This is a genomic window from Betaproteobacteria bacterium, from assembly GCA_009693245.1.
Lineage (GTDB): Bacteria > Pseudomonadota > Gammaproteobacteria > Burkholderiales > SHXO01 > SHXO01.
This window is the reverse complement of sequence record SHXO01000002.1, coordinates 1-15,039: the sequence shown is the minus strand read 5'-3', so window position 1 is coordinate 15,039 and position 15,039 is coordinate 1. Positions and strand designations below refer to the sequence as shown.

At 61.1% G+C, this 15,039-nt stretch carries 13 protein-coding genes; 10 read left to right on the top strand and 3 right to left on the bottom strand.

The genetic code is table 11. From position 1 onward, the window contains the following. Positions 1-29 precede the first annotated feature (29 nt). From EXR36_00420 to EXR36_00410, 3 genes are read left to right on the top strand one after another with little or no spacing between them, the layout of a single operon-like run. Entirely contained in the window at positions 30-1,340 is a 1,311-nt protein-coding gene (locus tag EXR36_00420) for a selenium-binding protein (protein ID MSQ58145.1), read from the top strand. Further along, positions 1,340-2,017: an SCO family protein gene (locus EXR36_00415; GenBank protein ID MSQ58144.1), complete on the top strand. Its 678-nt coding sequence runs from the start codon at positions 1,340-1,342 to the stop codon at positions 2,015-2,017. The genes EXR36_00420 and EXR36_00415 overlap by 1 nt, the downstream gene beginning before the upstream one ends. Next, a complete protein-coding gene (locus EXR36_00410) occupies positions 1,974-3,098 on the top strand; it encodes a c-type cytochrome (GenBank protein ID MSQ58143.1) in 1,125 nt (374 codons plus the stop codon). Before EXR36_00415 ends, EXR36_00410 begins: the two co-directional genes overlap by 44 nt. Here EXR36_00410 and EXR36_00405 read toward each other — a convergent pair. Next, complete coding sequence (locus tag EXR36_00405; protein MSQ58142.1) at positions 3,095-3,547, bottom strand: hypothetical protein; 453 nt, start codon at positions 3,545-3,547, stop codon at positions 3,095-3,097. The two genes, EXR36_00410 and EXR36_00405, sit on opposite strands and share 4 nt — an antisense overlap. 249 nt (positions 3,548-3,796) lie before the next feature. Here EXR36_00405 and glmU point away from each other — a divergent pair, with 249 nt between their 5' ends. The 7 genes from glmU to EXR36_00370 all read left to right on the top strand — a co-directional run bounded on the left by glmU (position 3,797) and on the right by EXR36_00370 (position 12,788). Continuing rightward, positions 3,797-5,179 (top strand): UDP-N-acetylglucosamine diphosphorylase/glucosamine-1-phosphate N-acetyltransferase, encoded by a 1,383-nt coding sequence (gene glmU, locus EXR36_00400; protein ID MSQ58141.1) that lies wholly within the window; start codon positions 3,797-3,799, stop codon positions 5,177-5,179. Positions 5,180-5,212: 33 nt separating this feature from the next. Next, positions 5,213-7,039 (top strand): glutamine--fructose-6-phosphate transaminase (isomerizing), encoded by a 1,827-nt coding sequence (glmS, locus tag EXR36_00395; protein MSQ58140.1) that lies wholly within the window; start codon positions 5,213-5,215, stop codon positions 7,037-7,039. Between the two features lie 185 nt (positions 7,040-7,224). Then, on the top strand, positions 7,225-8,238 hold the full coding sequence (gene gap, locus EXR36_00390; GenBank protein ID MSQ58139.1) for a type I glyceraldehyde-3-phosphate dehydrogenase: 1,014 nt from the start codon (positions 7,225-7,227) through the stop codon (positions 8,236-8,238). A 175-nt stretch (positions 8,239-8,413) separates the two neighbouring features. Further along, entirely contained in the window at positions 8,414-9,595 is a 1,182-nt protein-coding gene (locus EXR36_00385) for a phosphoglycerate kinase (protein ID MSQ58138.1), read from the top strand. Positions 9,596-9,739: 144 nt separating this feature from the next. Further along, positions 9,740-11,167, top strand: a complete 1,428-nt coding sequence (pyk, locus tag EXR36_00380; protein MSQ58137.1) for a pyruvate kinase — start codon at positions 9,740-9,742, stop codon at positions 11,165-11,167. A gap of 2 nt (positions 11,168-11,169) precedes the next feature. Continuing rightward, entirely contained in the window at positions 11,170-11,664 is a 495-nt protein-coding gene (gene purE, locus EXR36_00375; protein MSQ58136.1) for a 5-(carboxyamino)imidazole ribonucleotide mutase, read from the top strand. After that, positions 11,661-12,788, top strand: a complete 1,128-nt coding sequence (locus EXR36_00370) for a 5-(carboxyamino)imidazole ribonucleotide synthase (GenBank protein MSQ58135.1) — start codon at positions 11,661-11,663, stop codon at positions 12,786-12,788. The genes purE and EXR36_00370 overlap by 4 nt, the downstream gene beginning before the upstream one ends. On the opposite strand, the gene EXR36_00365 is transcribed toward EXR36_00370, so the two are convergent. Then, positions 12,785-13,606, bottom strand: a complete 822-nt coding sequence (locus EXR36_00365) for a methyltransferase domain-containing protein (protein ID MSQ58134.1) — start codon at positions 13,604-13,606, stop codon at positions 12,785-12,787. The genes EXR36_00370 and EXR36_00365 overlap by 4 nt on opposite strands. A 50-nt stretch (positions 13,607-13,656) precedes the next feature. Beyond that, the gene (locus EXR36_00360; protein ID MSQ58133.1) at positions 13,657-14,718 is read right to left on the bottom strand and encodes a hypothetical protein; all 1,062 of its coding nucleotides are present in this window, start codon (positions 14,716-14,718) and stop codon (positions 13,657-13,659) included. Between the last annotated feature and the right edge of the window lie 321 nt (positions 14,719-15,039).

The following is a 15,039-nucleotide window of genomic DNA, read 5'->3' as shown; positions in this document are numbered from 1 at the left end:
GACGCAACCCCATGGACAGGAGGAAAGACATGAAAAATGTATTTAGGAGTCTTGCGTTTGCGCTATCGCTGGCCGCCGTTGGCGTTCCAGCGGCCGCCGACGAAACCTGCAATTCGCCCTACATGAGCAACCTCATCAAGGGGCAGGAAGATTACGTCTACGTATGGACCCTGGGCGTGGAAGGCCTAGGCGATGGATCGGACAAGCTGGTGACCATCGATGTCAATCCCGAATCGCCTCGCTACGGCAAGGTGATTCATTCCTTCTCGGTGAAGCGGCGTGGCGAAGCTCACCACATGGGCTTCACCGATGACCGGCGCTATCTGTGGGCGGGCGGCCTGGACGATAGCCGGATCTACATTTTCGACGTCGGCACGGAACCCGCGATGCCGCGCTTGGTGAAAACCATTTCCGATCTGCCCAAGCAGACAGGTTTGGTGGGCCCGCATACCTTCTACGCCCTGCCTGGGCGCATGCTGGTGCAGATGCTTGCCAACACCAAGGACCATGGCGGGGTAACGGGGATGCTGCTGTTCAACAACAGCGGCGATCTCATCCAGACTTATCCCATGCCCACCAGCGATGGCGGTGACGGCTACGGTTACGACATCGGTATCAATCCCTCGCGCAACGCGCTGCTGACTTCCAGCTTCACGGGCTGGAACAATTACATGATGCCCATCGGCAAGTTGATCCAAGACGCCGAGGCTATGAAGCGTTTTGGCGGCACCATGGTGATGTGGGACTTGAAAGCGATGGAGCCCAAGAAGATTTTCTCCGTTCCGGGCAGCCCCTTGGAAGTACGTTGGTCGCTCAAGCGCGAAGATAACTGGGCCGTGGTGGCCACGGCTCTCACTTCCAAGATCTGGCTCATCAAGCAAGATGCGGGAGGCGAGTGGGAAGCCAAGGAAGTGGCCACCATCGGCGACCCCTCCAAGATTCCATTGCCCGTGGACATCAGTATTAGTGCCGACGCCAAGGGACTCTGGGTGAACACCTTCATGGATGGGATGACGCGTTACTTTGACCTCACAGACCCGGAAGCGCCGAAGCAGACCTACGCCAAGCAGACGGGTAAGCAGGTCAACATGGTCTCCCAAAGCTGGGATGGCAAGCGCGTGTACATCACCTCATCCTTGCTGGCCAATTGGGATAAGGGCGGTGACATGAACGAGCAAGTGCTGCGCGCCTTTAATTGGGATGGCCATGAACTGACCCAGGCTTTCGAGGTGGACTTTAATAAGTTGCGCCTGGGCCGTGCTCATCACATGAAGTTTGGCACCGCGGAATTAAAGTCCGCTTACGCTCCCACGACGGATACCCTGGCGGCAAAGCAATAATGCCCTTGCCGTACCGCTTGGCGGCGGCCCTCCTCGCGATGGCCGCCGCCACCGCTTCAGCTCACGAAGCCGAGCGCGGTGCAAGGTTGGAATTCGTGCCGCCCGCCGCGGGCACCTACCGGCTGGAAAAAATTCAACGCGTGCCCCAAGGAACGGTGTTGGACACCAACGCCCAAGCGGTGGCCTTGTCGCGTTTTACGCAAGGCAAGGTTACGTTGCTGTCTTTCATGTTCACCACCTGCATGGATCCCGAAGGTTGTCCGCTTGCCTACGATGTGATGGATCAAATCCAAGCCACGTTACAGGCGGATGCGCCGGCGCAGCGCCGGGTACAACTCATCAGCCTGAGTTTCGATCCCCTCGTGGATACGCCAGAAGTCATGGCGGACTACGGCGAGAGCCAGTTGAGCCGCAAGAGCGGGTTGCCGTGGTACTTCCTCACCACGCCTTCCTACCGCGAGTTGGCCCCGTTGTTGAAGGGGCTAGGCCAGGACGTGCGTATCCGCGTGGATCCCAAAACTGGAGTGGCCTCGCGCTCCTTTAGCCACGTACTCAAGGTCTTTCTCATCGATGCCACGGGCTGGGTACGGGAGATTTACACCACCTCCTACCTCTTGCCGCAGGTGGTCGTGAATGACATTCAATCCCTCCTTCTGGAAGAACAGCGCGCGAATTAGTCTGGTCGCGCTAGGTGTACTCGCGGCACACGCCGCGCCACCGTCCTCGTTGGGATTGCCGCCCATGGAACCTCCCGATGCCGTGCAGGCGCAGATCGGGCGCCGCTTGTTCTTCGACCGGCGTTTGTCGCCCAATCAAACCATGTCCTGCGCCATGTGCCACGTGCCCGAACAGGGGTTTACCTCCAACGAGGTCGCCACCTCCGTGGGGATGTTCGGCAAGAGCCTGCGGCGTAATGCGCCCACGTCGCTCAACGTGGCGTACCAGCGGAGCTTTTTCCACGACGGGCGCGAAGCCTCGCTGGAATCGCAAGTATGGGCACCGCTGCTATCCAAGGACGAGATGAACAACGCGTCCAAATCCGAGGTGGTGGAGCGCATCCGCGCCTTGCCTGGTTACGAGCATGCTTTTGCACAGGCCTTCCCTGCGCAGGGCATCGGCGAGGCTAGCGTAGCCGCCGCCCTGGCGGCGTACCAGCGCACCGTGGTCGCCGGAGGCTCGCGCTTCGATCGCTGGTACCTTGGCGGTGAGGCGGACGCTCTTTCAGTGGAAGAACAAAAGGGCTTCGAGCTATTTCAGGGGAAAGCCGGTTGCGCACAGTGTCACAGCGCTGGCCGAGATGGGGCATTGTTTACCGATCACCGGTTCCACCGTACGGGTGCTGGAGCAGCCGCGCCGCCGGAAAAACTGAAAGTCGAACTGGCGCCCGGAGTAGAGGTACTCGTCGCGCGGCAAGATCTGGAGGGGGCCATCGATCCGCCCGCTTTGGATCTAGGGCGCTGGGAAGTCACGGGCGAAGACAAGGACCGCAAGGCCTTTCGCACACCCAGCTTGCGTAACGTCTCCTTGACCGCCCCTTACATGCACGACGGGTCCATGAGCACTCTGGAAGAGGTGATCGCTTTCTATGACCGAGGCGGCCAGGGCAAGGATGTGGACCAGCTCATCAAGCCCCTCGGCTTGAGCCCAGGAGAGAAACGCGCGCTGGCTACTTTTCTTCGCGCCTTAAGCGCTGGCAACATCGGCGAGCTAATTCGTGCCGCCCGCGAAGGTTTCGGCACCGATCACATATCGCGCTAGGTATCGCTGCCCCCCGGCATCACCTCGGCGAAAACGCGCTTCACTTGAAGTTTGTTGTTCGCCAGCGCGACCAGCACCGTCTGCTGCGAGGTGTGAACGGAGGTCCTCCCTTTCATGGTGGTCGTCTCTTCCACATTGGCGAACACTTCAGCGTACATCCCATCCGGCGAGACGGTGATCTTGGTTCCGTAACGCCGCGAACCATGGGCTTCGATGGTGGCAAAAGCGCCCACCAAGAAATCGCGGTACTGAACCTTGTCCAAGGTCATGTCGGGCATGCCGCCCAGGGCGGCCATGCGAAACACGATGACCACGTCGTCGGCGAGCGAGTCAATGATGTGAGCAATATCTCGCCGCTCGGCCGCCAGTTCCAGTTGCACCAGAAACTGCTCGACGCGGGCTTCCGTGAGTTGGGCCTGAGCCGGGCTCGCGCTGAGTAAGCCCGCCATGAACACTCCGACTAATCCTGTCCGCCACCATCCCATGAGCATTCCTTTTCAGACACAAGTCTTCCATTAACGTCCGCCCATCCATCCCGCTTAAGCCCAGGCCTCACCCTGCCAAAGCCTGGCATAGCTCCTGCGCTGTGATTTTGCGCGCAAGGTGCTATGGGATAATCCGGTGGCATATTATGGGCCCCGCCACACTAAAACTCGCCACGTAATTACAGCAGCATTCCCCAAGCCCGCTTGATGAACATGACGGATTCCAGCACCTCTGACCTAAGCGTCGTCATCCTCGCCGCTGGAAAGGGTACGCGAATGTACTCCAACCTGCCCAAGGTTTTGCACCGGCTGGCCCATAAGCCCCTGCTGGGGCATGTGATCGATGCCGCCAAAACCTTGAATCCGGCGCATATCGTCGTGGTGTACGGCCATGGCGGCGAACAAGTACCCAATGCCTTTGCGCAACCCGGCGTGCGTTTCGTCAAGCAAGAGCCCCAACGGGGGACCGGTCACGCCGTGGCGCAAGCCATGCCGCTCATACCCCTCAGCGGGCGCACCCTGGTGCTCTATGGCGATGTCCCATTGATTCGGGCGCAAACGCTGGCCGCCGTGTGCGCCAGCGCGCAAACCTTGGTCGTGCTGACCGCGGAGCTGGCGGACCCGGCCGGCTACGGGCGCATCATTCGCGACAAGAGCGGGAAATTCCTGCGCATCGCCGAAGAAAAAGACGCCACCGCCGAGGAAAAGGCAGTGCGCGAAATCAACACCGGCATCGTGGCCGCCCCCACGAAGGCCTTGGCGGGTTGGTTAATGTCACTCAAGAACCACAACGCCCAGGGCGAGTACTACTTGACCGATATCGTGCCTCGGGCCATCGCCCAGGGCATGAACGTAGCGTCCGTGAACGCTGCCAACCTCTGGGAAGTGCTTGGGGTGAATAGCCGCGCACAGTTGGCGGAGCTCGAGCGCCGTTACCAGCACGAATACGCATTGCGCTTGATGGCGGTTGGGGTGACCTTGCGAGACCCCGCCCGCATCGACATCCGCGGCGACCTGCACTGCGGCCAGGACGTGGAGATCGACGTGAACTGCGTGTTCCAAGGCAAGGTGCATCTGGCGGAAGGGGTGGTGGTGGGTGCCAATTGCTACATCAAGGACGCCGAGATTGGCGCCGGCACCGTCATCGCGCCCATGTCCGTCATCGATGGCGCCAAAGTGGGGCCCGAGTGCCGCATCGGCCCCTTCGCCCGAATCCGCCCCGAAACCACTCTCGCCGCCCATGCCCACGTGGGGAATTTCGTGGAAATGAAAAAGGTCGATCTCGGAGAAGGTTCCAAGGTCAATCATCTGACCTACCTGGGAGACGCCACCGTCGGGCGCAACGTCAACGTGGGTGCCGGCACCATCACCTGCAATTACGATGGCGCCAACAAACACCGAACGGTGATCGAAGACGACGCATTTATCGGTTCGGACACCCAGCTCGTCGCCCCCGTTAGGGTGGGCAAGGGAGCAACCTTGGGCGCGGGCACCACGCTGACCAAGGATGCCCCGCCTGGCGAACTCACCATCTCCCGCGCCAAGCAGACCGCCATCGCCGGATGGAAGCGCCCGGTGAAGAATAAAGCCGGGTAGTTCTTGATCAATCCTTACTAAAGTGACCAAACCATGTGCGGAATCGTAGGCGCCATCGCCCAGCGTAACGTCGTACCCATTCTTGTCGAAGGCTTGAAGCGCTTGGAGTACCGGGGTTACGACTCCTCCGGCGTGGCGGTGCTGAACGGCGTCATCAAGCGCGTGCGCCGCGTGGGCCGGGTCGCGGAAATGGAAGCCGCCGCGCAGGCCGAGAATCTCAACGGGCTCATGGGAATCGGCCACACGCGCTGGGCCACCCACGGCGGCGTCACCGAACCCAATGCGCATCCGCACATTTCGGGCGGACTGGTGAGCGTGGTGCACAACGGCATCATAGAGAACCACGAACAACAGCGCGACCGGCTGAAAAAACTGGGTTACCAATTCGAATCCCAGACCGACACGGAAGTCATCGCGCACCTCATTCACTACTACCTCGTCCAGCAATACGATCTGCTGCGCGCCACGCAGATCGCGGTGGGCGAGCTCGTCGGCGCTTACGCCATCGCCGTGGTCAGCCTCAAGGAGCCTAACCGTTTCATCTGCGCACGCATGGGCTGCCCGCTATTGATCGGCTTGGGAGACGGCGAGAATTTCGTGGCCTCCGACGTCTCCGCGGTGCTCTCCGCCACGCGCCGGGTGATCTACCTGGACGAAGGCGATGTGGCGGAAATCACCCGCGAGTCCGTGCGCATCTACGACAAGAGCGGCCAGCCCATCGTGCGCAAGGTCAATGTTTCCGATGTCTCGCTGGCATCCTTGGAACTGGGTCCCTACAAGCACTTCATGCAGAAGGAAATCCACGAACAACCCAAGGCATTGTTCGATACCATGGAACAAGTCATCGCCGAAGGCTTCGTCCCCCAGCTCTTCGGCACCGGCGCGGAGAAGTCGTTCAAGGAGATCGAGGGCGTGCAAATCCTTGCCTGTGGCACCAGCTACTACGCGGGCAGCGTGGCGCGCTACTGGATGGAATCCATAGCGAAGATCCCTTGCAACGTGGAGATCGCCAGCGAATACCGTTACCGCGACGTGGTGGCCAATCCCAAGCAATTGATCGTCACAATCTCCCAGTCCGGCGAAACCCTGGACACCATGGAAGCGCTGAAGCGGGCGGTAGAACTGGGACAAGAGGAAACGCTCTCCATCTGCAACGTGCGTGAGAGCGCCATTCCGCGCAATTCCAAATTCGTGTTTTTCACACGCGCGGGCGCCGAGATCGGCGTTGCCTCCACCAAGGCCTTCACCACGCAACTCACCGCGCTTTTCACCTTGACGCTCGCCATCGCCAAGGCCAAGGGGCGCCTTGGCATGGAGCAGGAGGCCAATCACTTTACCGCCATGCGTCACCTGCCCGGCAGCGTGCAGCACGCGCTCAACCTCGAAGCCCAGATTCGCGTCTGGTCGGAGCGCTTCGCCACCAAACACCACGCGCTCTTCTTGGGCCGCGGTATTCACTACCCCATCGCGCTGGAAGGTGCCTTGAAGCTGAAGGAAATTTCCTACATCCACGCCGAGGCCTATCCCGCAGGCGAACTCAAGCACGGCCCCTTGGCGCTGGTCGATAGCGACATGCCAGTGGTGGTCATCGCGCCCAACGACACGCTGCTGGAAAAGGTCAAGTCCAACATGCAAGAGGTGAGTGCGCGCGGTGGTGAACTCTTCGTCTTCGCCGATCTGGACAGTCATTTCACCGAGAGCGAAGGCGTACACGTTATCCGCACGCCGCGCCACGCGGGAGTGCTCTCCCCCGTCGTCCACTCCATTCCCGTTCAACTGCTGGCTTACAACGCCGCTGTCGCACGCGGAACCGATGTGGACAAGCCCCGCAATCTTGCGAAATCAGTCACGGTCGAGTGAATGATTTCGCGCGAGGCTTTCGGCGAAGGCTAACTTGGCCCCAGGGACAAGTTAAGCGAAGCGGCCGTAGCCACAAGCCCCTCAATGTTGCGAAATCGCTCACGGTCGATTGACCGGTCTCACGGGAGGTTCCGCCGAAGGCTAGAATCCTTCTTTTCTCGACCCCTATATAGGAGCTCTCACCGATGACTATCCGCGTTGCCATCAACGGCTATGGCCGCATCGGGCGCAACATTCTTCGCGCCCATTACGAGGGCGGCAAGAAGCACGACATCCAGATCGTTGCTATCAACGATCTTGGCAGCCCCGAAACCAATGCCCACCTCACCCGTTACGACACCGCTCACGGGCCATTCCCCGGTACCGTCGCGGTGGAGGGCGACCATCTGGTCGTCAATGGCGACAAGATCAAGGTCAGCGCGAAGCGTAACCCGGCCGAACTTCCCTGGAAGGATTTGAAGGTCGATGTGGTGCTGGAGTGCACGGGGCTTTTCACCACGAAGGAGAAGGCTGGCGCCCATCTCACCGCGGGGGCCAAGAAAGTCATCATTTCCGCGCCGGGCGGTAAGGACGTGGATGCCACCGTGGTCTATGGGGTGAATCACAAGACGCTGAAGGCGGCTCACACCGTGATCTCCAACGCCTCGTGCACCACGAATTGCTTGGCGCCCATGGTCAAGGCCCTGCATGAGGGCATCGGCGTCGTGAGCGGCCTCATGACCACCATTCACGCCTACACAAACGACCAGGTGCTGACGGACGTCTATCACGAGGATCTGCGCCGCGCCCGCTCCGCCACGCAATCCATGATTCCCACCAAGACCGGCGCCGCTGCCGCCGTGGGCTTGGTGCTGCCCGAACTCAACGGCAAGCTAGATGGCTTTGCCGTGCGCGTGCCCACCATCAATGTGTCCCTCGTGGACTTGACCTTCGTCGCCAAACGGGCCACGACAGTGGATGAAGTAAACGCGGCCATCAAGCAAGCGGCGGATGGCGAATTGAAGGGCATTCTTCTCTACAACGTGGAGCCGCTGGTGTCGGTGGATTTCAATCACAATCCTGCCTCATCCATCTTCGACGCCACGCTGACCAAGGTGTCCGATGGAACCCTAGTAAAAGTAAGCAGCTGGTATGACAACGAATGGGGCTTCAGCAACCGAATGCTGGATACCACGGTCGCACTGATGAACGCGAAATAATGGATACGCTTTCTCCCTCACCCTCGATCCCACTCCCGGAGGGCGAGGGAAGTAAAAGCCCTTCTTCCCACGGGACAACACGCCGCGAAGCGGCTTGTTGCGGTGAAGGCTTACCTTTAGGTAAAGCCGGAGCCACAAGGGTGGGGATGATGGAATCGACCACCGGCAACGGACCATGCCAATTATAAAAATGACCAATCTGGACTTGCGCAACAAGCGAGTCCTCATACGCGCTGACCTCAACGTACCCCAGGACGAGAGCGGAGCCATTACTGACGACACCCGCATACGCGCATCCGTTCCTGGCATCGAGCACGCGTTGAAGGCGGGCGCCGCGGTGATGGTGACCTCGCACCTGGGCCGCCCCACTGAAGGTGAGTTGCATCCTAAGGACTCTTTGGCGCCCATCGCCAAACGCCTGAGCGAACTGCTCAAGCGCGATGTTCCGCTCAAACAAAATTGGCTCGACGGCGTAAGCGTGCAACCCGGTAACGTCGTTATGCTGGAAAATTGCCGCGTGAACAAGGGCGAGAAGAAGAACGACGACGCTTTGGCCAGACGCATCGCCGCCTTATGCGATGTCTATGTCAACGATGCCTTTGCCACCGCCCACCGCGCCGAGGCCACCACCCATGGCGTGGCCAAGTATGCGCCCGTCGCTTGCGCGGGCCCGCTGCTGGCGGCGGAGTTGGAGGCCCTCGGCAAGGCGCTCAAGCATCCCAAGCATCCGCTGGTCGCCATCGTCGGCGGCTCGAAAGTGTCCACCAAGCTCACGGTGCTCGATGCGTTGTCGGATAAGGTGGATCAACTCATCGTGGGCGGCGGCATCGCCAATACCTTCATGGCTGCGGCGGGGATGCGAATTGGCAAGTCGTTGTGCGAGGCCGCCTTGCTAGGCGAAGCGAAGAAGGTGATGGATAAACTGAAGGCCAAGGGCGGTAATGTGCATTTGCCCGTGGACGTCGTGGTGGCCAAGGAGTTCTCCGCCACGGCCACGGCTACCACCAAGCCCGCCAGCGCGGTGGCGGATGACGATCTCATCCTGGACGCCGGGCCCCAAACTTCCGCCATGCTCGGGGCACTGCTGGCCAGCGCGGGCACGGTGGTGTGGAACGGGCCCTTGGGTGTTTTCGAGTTCGATCTATTCGCACGCGGCACGCGCGAGTTAGCCTACGCCATTGCCTCGTCTCCCGCTTTTTCTCTCGCCGGCGGCGGCGACACGATAGCGGCCCTGGAAAAATTTGGCGTCACCTCCAAGATGGGTTATGTCTCCACCGCGGGCGGCGCGTTCCTGGAGTTTCTTGAAGGCAAGAAACTCCCGGCGGTGGAGATACTGGAACGACGCGCGGCATCGTAGATAAACTTGTATTCTCCGCGCTCTGGGCGCGGGGACTAGCTTCGGGGGTTTCCAAAGTGGGCGACTATGTAGCCGCTCTTTGGTCAAGGGCGGGGTCAATACCCCGCCCGCGAAGCCCCTTTTATTTTTTTCCAAAGGATTTTCATGCGGCGCAGTACCAAGATTGTCGCAACTCTCGGCCCCGCATCTGAAAGCCGCGAAGTGCTCTCGCGCATGATCGCCGCGGGCGTCAACGTGGTGCGGATGAATTTCTCCCACGGCAAGGCGCAAGACCACATAGACCGCGCCATGCTCGTGCGCGAGATCGCGCGCGAACAGCAGCGAACCGTGGGTGTCATGGTGGATTTGCAAGGCCCGAAGATCCGTATCGGCAAGTTCGCTTCCGGCAAGGTCACCTTGAACAAGGGCGACACCTTCGTTCTTGACGCGGAGTGCGAACTGGGGAACCAGGAGCGCGTCGGGCTGGATTACAAGGAACTGACTTCCGATGCGCCCGCGGGATCCGTGCTGCTGCTCGACGACGGCCGTATTGTGCTCGACGTGAAGGAGGTGCGCGGCAGCCAAGTCATGACTGTCGTGCGCCACGGCGGCGAGTTGTCCAACAACAAGGGCATCAACCGCCAAGGTGGCGGCCTCACCGCTCCCTCCTTGACCGGCAAGGATATGGAGGACATCCGTACCGCGGCGCAGATCAAAGCGGACTTTCTCGCCGTGTCCTTTCCCAAGAGCGGTGCCGACATGTACATGGCGCGTGAGCTGATGCGTGCCGCTGGAGGCAAGGCCCTGCTCATCGCCAAGATCGAACGTGCCGAAGCCATCAACGCATTGGAGGAAGTCGTGAACGCGGCCGATGCCATCATGGTGGCGCGCGGCGATCTCGCCGTGGAAGTGGGAGATGCCGCCGTGCCGGCGCTGCAGAAGAAGATGATCCGCATGGCGCGCGAAAGAAACAAACTCACCATCACCGCCACGCAGATGATGGAATCCATGATCAACAGCCCGTTGCCGACCCGCGCCGAAGTATCCGACGTGGCCAATGCCGTGCTGGATGGTACCGATGCCGTGATGCTCTCCGCGGAAACGGCGAGTGGCAAATATCCCGTGGAAACCGTGGAAGCCATGGCGCGCGTGTGCCTGGAAGCGGAGAAGTCCAAGGAAGTCACGCTCGACCGGGATTTTCTCGACCGTGTGTTCACGCGCGTGGATCAATCCATCGCCATGGCGGCGTTGTTCACCGCCTATCACTTGAAGGTGAAGGCCATAGCCGCACTCACGTCGTCAGGTTCCACGGCGCTGTGGATGTCGCGGCTGAACTGCGGTGTACCCATCTACGCGCTGACGCCAGAAGTCTCCACGCGCTACAAGGTTTCCTTGTTTCGCGACGTGTTCCCCATCATGCTGCAATACGAGGGCGATAGCCGCGATACCTTGTTGCGCATGGCGGAAGAGCGGCTGGTCGAAGCCGGCGTGGTGAAGGCGGGCGATCTCATCGTGCTCACCTTCGGGGAACCCATCGGCCAGCCGGGGGGCACCAACCTCATGAAGATCGTTCGCATCGGCGAGAGAGCGTAGTCATGACACAACCATTGGTAGGCGTGGTGATGGGCAGCGACAGCGACTGGGAAGTCATGCAACATGCGGCCCAGTATTTAGAGCGCTTCGGCGTTGCCCATGAAGCGAAGGTTGTCTCAGCGCATCGCACGCCGGATGACATGTTCCGCTACGCCGAATCGGCGGCTGGCCGCGGGCTTCGCTGCATCATCGCGGGCGCTGGCGGGGCCGCTCACCTCGCCGGGATGATCGCGGCCAAGACCATCCTTCCTGTGCTGGGTGTTCCGGTGCCCAGCAAGCATCTGCAGGGACTCGATTCCTTGCTCTGCATCGTGCAGATGCCGCGCGGCGTACCGGTGGCCACTTTTGCCGTGGGCGAAGCCGGCGCCGTGAATGCCGCGCTCTTCGCCATCGCCCTTCTAGCCACGACGGATAAGGCCCTCGCCAAGAAACTCGATGAGTTCCGCGCCAAGCAGCAAGAAACCGTGCGCGCCATGACGTTGCCCCCGAAGAAATGATTCCGCCGGGTTCCTGGCTGGGCCTCCTGGGCGGAGGCCAGCTTGGCCGCATGTTCACCATGGCGGCGCAAAGCATGGGTTACAAAGTGCTGGTGCTCGATCCCGGAGCGGAAAGTCCTGCGGGAATCGTGGCCGACCGCCATATTCAAGCGGACTACCTTGACAGCAAGGCTTTGCAAGAACTGGCGCGGCATTGCAAGGCGGCCACCACCGAATTCGAGAACGTGCCCGCCGCTGCCTTGGAATTTCTCGCCCAGCACTGCTTGGTCAGCCCGGGCGCGCAAAGCGTTTCCGTTGCGCAGGACCGCATTCGAGAAAAGCGTTTTTTGTCGGACATCGGAATCGAAGTGGCCCCGTTCGCCATCATCGAATCTCCCGCCGGTACCGGCGCCGCCGGCAATGCGGCATTGCTACCCGGCATCTTGAAATTGAGCCGTCTGGGCTACGACGGTAAGGGCCAGATCCGCGTTCGCACCCAAGACCAACTCGCCGGCGCCTTCCGGGAGCTTGGCCAAAAACCCTGCGTGCTGGAACGCATGTTGGATCTGGCATTGGAAGTCTCCGTGGTCGTGGTGCGCGGCTTCGAAGGGGAGACCGCCACCTATCCCGTATCCGAGAACGAGCACGTGAACGGCATCCTCGATTTGAGCATCGTACCGGCCCGGGTGAGCGAGAGCATCGCGCACAAGGCGCGAGAATCCGCCATCCGCATCGCCGGGCAACTGGATTATCGCGGCGTGCTATGCGTGGAATTTTTTATCCTGCGCGACGGCCGCTTGCTCGCCAACGAAATCGCTCCGCGCCCGCACAACAGCGGGCATTACACCATCGACGCTTGCGTCACCTCGCAATTCGAGCAGCAAGCCCGCGTCCTGGCGAAGCTGCCGCTGGGCGATACGTCGCTGCATTGTCCCGCCGTCATGGTGAACATTCTGGGCGATGCGTGGCGGCGCGGCGAACCGGACTGGCGCAAGGTGCTGGCGCACCCGCGCGCCAAGCTGCACCTGTACGGCAAGGCGCAGGCGCGCGCGGGCCGCAAGATGGGGCACATCACGCTTCTGGGCGAGGAGTTATCCGCCGTGGTGGAAACAGCCCGCGACATCAAGGCGGGTCTGGCCGCTTAAGGGCGCCTCGCTATGTAGGTGTAGAAGTTACTCGCCCCGAAGAACGTACCCTGGTTTGACCTCTCCACCATGGCATCGGCCCACCGGTCCGCCTCCTGTTGCGACATGGCGCCGGATTTGGGCAGGACCTTGCGAAAAGATTCGATCCCCGGTACCCAATAATCCATCGTGCCGATATCGGCGACGACGTAGGGAAAAGACTTCTCGAGCTTGAATCCCGCCTGCTGCAATAGCTCGGGCATCTGGCGCATCACCAGGGGTTGCGTCACGATGGCGTTGATGATGCGTTCTTCATCGCGCTTACCCTGTTCGGGATCGCTACTGGCGAAGGTCATGGAAGCGAAATCGCCATCGAAAATGGCGGCCGTGCCACCAGGTTTGAGGATTCGGTAAATCTCCGCGAGCACCGCGCCGGGGTTGTCCACATGGCTCAGTAATGTGTGAGCCACCACGGCATCGAGGGAACGTTCCGGTATTCCGAGGATGTGCGAATCGCCGGTTCTGAAGTCGATGCGATGGCCCAGCCCCTCGGCTTCGGCCAGGCGCGCCGCGGCATGGGTCAGATAGGGGCTAAGATCGATACCGATGATCCTGCCGCCAAACTTCAGGCGCCGCGCGATCGCGCGCGACACGACGCCGGTGCCGCAGCCGATGTCCAGAACGTCTTGCGCGCCGTCGATGTTCATGGCGCCAAGATATTCGCTGATCATCTCGATCACGCGCGGATGTTTGCCACGCGCTTCCAGCCGCGCCACAAGCACGTCCAGGGTGGTTTGATCCAAGCGGTCGGTAATTCTGTATACGTCAACGGTGCCCATAGTCATTCCTTATTGTTCGATCATTGGCGATTGGGTAAGTATCGCTCGTTCTAGCGCACGCTCGCTTTGCGCCATTTGCGCACGGAATTGAGCAAGAATATGCGTGGGGCCTCGCGCAATTCGTCGAGGGTGATGGGGGCTTCGGCCAACTTACCTTGCGCCAGCATGGCGTTGCGAAAAACTCCCGCGAGGAGACCGCATCGCACCGGAGGCGTGATAAGACGTCCCTTGCATTCGATCGCGATGTTGGCGATGGTAGTCTCGGTAACCTCTCCCGCTTCGTTCCAGAGGACGACGTCGTCGTAGCCGGGGGATGCGGCCTTTGCTTGCTCGTAGACATCCCGGTGGGTGGTCTTGTGATAGAGGAAGGGATTGCTCCGGTTCACAGGCGCGGGCGCCACGGCAAGACGGGCAATCGCGTCCGCATTCGCGGGTGCGGGCTGAAGCGAAATTTTTATCTCACCCGTCCGGCTAACCAGGAGCCTGGCGCGCCGGGGTTGCGCCGCGCCTTCGGGCACTGCGGCCAGGAGCGCGGCCTCCACCTCCGCGATATCCACCGGTACATCCAGGTAAAGCGCCGAATCGCGTAGGCGAAGCAGATGCTCATTCAGCAGAAAATACCCGCGACCGGGCTCCCACAGCAGCGTTTCCAGCAATTCGAAGGGCGGCGGCGCGTCCGTGACGATGCGTGCCTTGAGCAAACACTCCGCGTATTCCGCCGAGCTGGTGGAGTCCCAAATGATGCCGCCGCCCACCCCGTACTCGATCCGGTTGCTCTGGCGATCGATGACGGCGGTGCGAATCGCCACGTTGAATTGCGCGCGGCCTCCAGGGGCCAAGTAACCCACGCATCCAGTATAGACACCGCGCGGCGTGGTCTCCAAATCCGCGATGATCCGCGTGGCGCGGGCTTTTGGCGCACCGGTGATGGAGGCCGCCGGAAACATTGCTCGCAAGATCTCGGTGAGCGTTGCGTTGGACCGCGCCCGCACCGTGGAGGTCATCTGCCACAAGGTGGGATAGCGCTCGGTCTCGAACAATTTCGGCACCGTGACGCTGCCCGTGCGGGCGATACGGCCCAGGTCGTTACGCACCATGTCCACGATCATCACGTTCTCGGCGCGGTCCTTGGCCTAGTTCCATAGGCGCTGGGCCTTGGCCTCGTCGTCCGCCCCCCACAGGCCACGTCCGGCGGTGCCCTTCATGGGTTTGCTGGTGAGGACGCCGCCGTCCAACTCGAAGAACAGTTCAGGAGCCGGGTCCACCCCCATGCTAAGACGAATCGGATTCCTAGGACTGATACTCACCGTACTCCTGTTTGCCTTGATGGGAGCCGGCATGGGGTGGTACTTCGTTCCGGATTTCACCGGCCACGGTATACGCCAATGGGCCTTTCTCGCGGGCGGCGCGGGGGTTCTTGGCGCCGCCGCCTG

What these genes read in the sequence shown, in the direction of transcription:
- EXR36_00420 (MSQ58145.1), top strand. Translation starts at nt 30, where the DNA reads ATGAAAAATGTATTTAGGAGTCTTGCGTTTGCGCTATCGCTGGCCGCC.
- EXR36_00415 (MSQ58144.1), top strand. Translation starts at nt 1,340, where the DNA reads ATGCCCTTGCCGTACCGCTTGGCGGCGGCCCTCCTCGCGATGGCCGCC.
- EXR36_00410 (MSQ58143.1), top strand. Translation starts at nt 1,974, where the DNA reads ATGACATTCAATCCCTCCTTCTGGAAGAACAGCGCGCGAATTAGTCTG.
- EXR36_00405 (MSQ58142.1), bottom strand. Translation starts at nt 3,547, where the DNA reads ATGGCGGGCTTACTCAGCGCGAGCCCGGCTCAGGCCCAACTCACGGAA.
- glmU (MSQ58141.1), top strand. Translation starts at nt 3,797, where the DNA reads ATGACGGATTCCAGCACCTCTGACCTAAGCGTCGTCATCCTCGCCGCT.
- glmS (MSQ58140.1), top strand. Translation starts at nt 5,213, where the DNA reads ATGTGCGGAATCGTAGGCGCCATCGCCCAGCGTAACGTCGTACCCATT.
- gap (MSQ58139.1), top strand. Translation starts at nt 7,225, where the DNA reads ATGACTATCCGCGTTGCCATCAACGGCTATGGCCGCATCGGGCGCAAC.
- EXR36_00385 (MSQ58138.1), top strand. Translation starts at nt 8,414, where the DNA reads ATGCCAATTATAAAAATGACCAATCTGGACTTGCGCAACAAGCGAGTC.
- pyk (MSQ58137.1), top strand. Translation starts at nt 9,740, where the DNA reads ATGCGGCGCAGTACCAAGATTGTCGCAACTCTCGGCCCCGCATCTGAA.
- purE (MSQ58136.1), top strand. Translation starts at nt 11,170, where the DNA reads ATGACACAACCATTGGTAGGCGTGGTGATGGGCAGCGACAGCGACTGG.
- EXR36_00370 (MSQ58135.1), top strand. Translation starts at nt 11,661, where the DNA reads ATGATTCCGCCGGGTTCCTGGCTGGGCCTCCTGGGCGGAGGCCAGCTT.
- EXR36_00365 (MSQ58134.1), bottom strand. Translation starts at nt 13,606, where the DNA reads ATGGGCACCGTTGACGTATACAGAATTACCGACCGCTTGGATCAAACC.